Source organism: Dyella choica, assembly GCF_003977665.1.
Classification (GTDB): domain Bacteria; phylum Pseudomonadota; class Gammaproteobacteria; order Xanthomonadales; family Rhodanobacteraceae; genus Dyella_B; species Dyella_B choica.
Map to the genome: position 1 here is coordinate 1 of NZ_RYYV01000060.1, position 2693 is coordinate 2693.

Sequence of the window (2693 nt, forward strand, 5' to 3'; positions counted from 1 at the left end):
TATCGAATGTTCGGCGGGAAGATCGTTTCATGGGGATCGGTCTCGGGGCGGGAATCATCCCCTATCGCGGTGTCCGAAACCATTAGACCAGGGCAGTCCGCGCTCAAGTTTGGACGAGAGCGCCCGTCGTAGCCTGTTTGATGAAAGGCTCGCAAGCCTGGGAGAGATTTCCTTCAAGCGGGTGGAGGTTGCGCCATTCGAGATTGAGCACTTTGGCATCAAGTTCGGTTTGATCGTCCGAGAACCGGAAGAAGACGATGATGTTTGGGCCGTGGAGATGCAACCCGGTAACTACATGGCGTTCTTCGAGCCTTGGGATAGCGGTGACTACGACACTTAGCGGGGCTTCACTTCAGTCACTTACACAGACCGGGCACGCTTTGAAGTAAAAAAGGGCCCAAGGCTTGAATGTCCGCTTACGACTAAGCCGACGTTACGAGATCGATTTTTGGGGAATAAGGGATTTGAGATGACACCGAAACACTTTGTTGCTGTATGCCTAAGATTGTTCGCACTCTGGCTGATAATCAGCGGGCTGCAGCTATTCTTCATCGCGTCTGCGCTCAAGGCCTTTAACACTCAGTTGGGCAACAGCCCGATTTGGATGTTTGCGTTGGTGTGGTCGGTCATTTTTCTGATCGCATTCATCTTATGGATCTTTAGCGCGCCCCTGGCCACTGGGCTGCTATCTGGAGTGCCGAGGCCGCAAACACCTTCTCTCTCATTGGGCGACATCATTGTCGCCGGCTGTATCTTGCTGGGTCTATGGTGGATCAAGGAGGCGCTAATTCCCTTCTTGACGCTTTGGTTTAAAGTGGTTGCGCTATCTCACGATGGCAATTCGGCGTTCGAAGCGCTTGGCTCGAGCGGAAAGATAAGCATGGCCTTATATCTCCTCGAGATGACTGCCGGCGTCTTCTTTGTTAGCCGTCCCTTCCAAATTGCTAGGTGGGTGATTCGAAGAGGGGAGGCCGCTCAGGCTGACTAAGGGGCGCGCTGAAGGTTCCCATGGGGCCTTCAGGCGCTAAGGGCACAAGTCGAAAATTTACGTTTTCGGTCAAGTCCCCTTCCGGCTGCGGATTCAGCCGATGGACGCAACACTCCCGCAACCTACGCCGTCTTTAGTGTGTTGCATCCACCGGCTGAATCCACAACCCTGGAGTGGGCATCATAGGATTTGATTAGAAGGATCACAGATGGCGAATGCGATGGCTTGGGGCGGGATTCTGTTGGCGCTTTTGACGGGCACCTTCCTATTGTTTTTACAAATCCGGACGTACAAACGAACCGGTCACAAGTCATTGGCGGTGGCGGCGATCGCTCAAGCCTTCGGCTTGGCATGTGGAGCGTTACAGGTGGTGCCGCACATCCTTTCACAGAGCGTTTCTACTCGCTGGACACTGTTCTATCTCGCCAACGCGTGTTTGTTTGTCGAGTGTGTGGTTGGCGCCCTGGGTGCCGTCCTGATTTTTCGCGCGTTTGAACAGGCATTACAGCTGGCCGGCGATATGTCGCCAGGAACCCTAAGTTCGGACCACCAAGTGGCGGATCGTTGACTGTCGAATGTTCGCCATCCAAATCTGACGTGACAAAGATGACGGCAGAGGTATTTTCATGCTGACTACTTCGGAAGCTGGAGGGCGCTGGTGGCGATGGTAAGGAAAGTATTGGCAGGTACGCTGATATTTGTATTGCCGGTGGCAAGCGTCGGTTACGGACTGGCTTTTCAGGCCAAGAAAGATTGCCTTACCGATACGTCGCGAGACCTGGTCGCCAGACATGTAAAGGGATTCACCATGGAAAAAGCCGTCGATACGGCCGATATCCCCATTACCTCGCGGGTAGCTTGGCCTTTTGTCGTAGACGTTTACTACAGCGTGCCTTGGGGCATGCATGCAGCCATGAGTCGCAATCGCTATACCGTGTTTCCGTGGGGTAGCAAAAAGGTATCGCACAAGGTCGAGTATTCGCTTTAGTGATGATTGTATTCGACAACCCGGAGCAGGCACTCCAAATTTGGCGATGCCCTCAGGGACCCATAAGGATAGTTAATGCCCGCCTAATGTTGGCAAACTTTACCTCGCGCTGCTTGCGCCGCATACCGAAATCGGACTAGGCTTTTCGAGAAAATCAGGCCATGGGAACGGGGGCGTATGGCGGCTGCATTCTTACGGATGGGATTTGCCTTGCTTGGGTTGGGATGGGGCGCAGCTTGCTACGCGCAGGCGGCGCCTGTTGCGCCACCGCCTGAAACACCGGCTAGTTCGACGGTTGACGATGCCGCCCAGGAGCAGCTTCTGCAGCAGGCCATGGCCCAAATCAAGGCGGGCAGGAATGCCGATGCCATCAACGGCCCGCTTGCGCAGGTCATACACACCTACGAAACGGCCTACGCCCATAGCAAGAAGCAAGTCTATTGCGCCCAAACGCTGACGGAGGCGCTGCTCTATTCGAGCATTGCATCCACAAACCATCAAGATTCGGTGGTGTTGAGCAAGCCAAATTGGGCGATGGCTTATTACCTTCGTGGCTACGCGTATGGCTCCCTTGGCGACCTGCTTCATGCCGAGGCAAGCCTTAAGCAAGCGCTGGCGCTCTCGTAAGCTCCCCCGTCAAGTGGACATTTCAGAAGTAGAGCTTCTGGCGTAGTGGTAACGGTACTCGGCGGGCGTCATACCGCCGAGCGCATCGTG

General features: G+C 54.7%; 4 protein-coding genes and 1 pseudogene. All 5 read left to right on the forward strand.

Translation table 11 applies throughout. The features are described from left to right. Positions 1-340, forward strand: a pseudogene (locus tag EKH80_RS23650) (hypothetical protein); the annotation flags it as partial. 129 nt (positions 341-469) lie between these two features. Then, complete coding sequence (locus tag EKH80_RS23655; protein WP_126687250.1) at positions 470-988, forward strand: hypothetical protein; 519 nt, start codon at positions 470-472, stop codon at positions 986-988. Positions 989-1196: 208 nt separating this feature from the next. Further along, positions 1197-1556 (forward strand): hypothetical protein, encoded by a 360-nt coding sequence (locus EKH80_RS23660; protein ID WP_126687251.1) that lies wholly within the window; start codon positions 1197-1199, stop codon positions 1554-1556. A gap of 90 nt (positions 1557-1646) precedes the next feature. Then, complete coding sequence (locus tag EKH80_RS23665; RefSeq protein ID WP_126687252.1) at positions 1647-1976, forward strand: hypothetical protein; 330 nt, start codon at positions 1647-1649, stop codon at positions 1974-1976. A 177-nt stretch (positions 1977-2153) separates the two neighbouring features. Continuing rightward, a complete protein-coding gene (locus EKH80_RS23670) occupies positions 2154-2603 on the forward strand; it encodes a tetratricopeptide repeat protein (RefSeq protein ID WP_126687253.1) in 450 nt (149 codons plus the stop codon). Positions 2604-2693 lie beyond the last annotated feature (90 nt).

Coding starts and splice junctions, on each gene's coding strand:
- EKH80_RS23655 (WP_126687250.1), top strand. CDS start 470: ATGACACCGAAACACTTTGTTGCTGTATGCCTAAGATTGTTCGCACTC.
- EKH80_RS23660 (WP_126687251.1), top strand. CDS start 1,197: ATGGCGAATGCGATGGCTTGGGGCGGGATTCTGTTGGCGCTTTTGACG.
- EKH80_RS23670 (WP_126687253.1), top strand. CDS start 2,154: ATGGCGGCTGCATTCTTACGGATGGGATTTGCCTTGCTTGGGTTGGGA.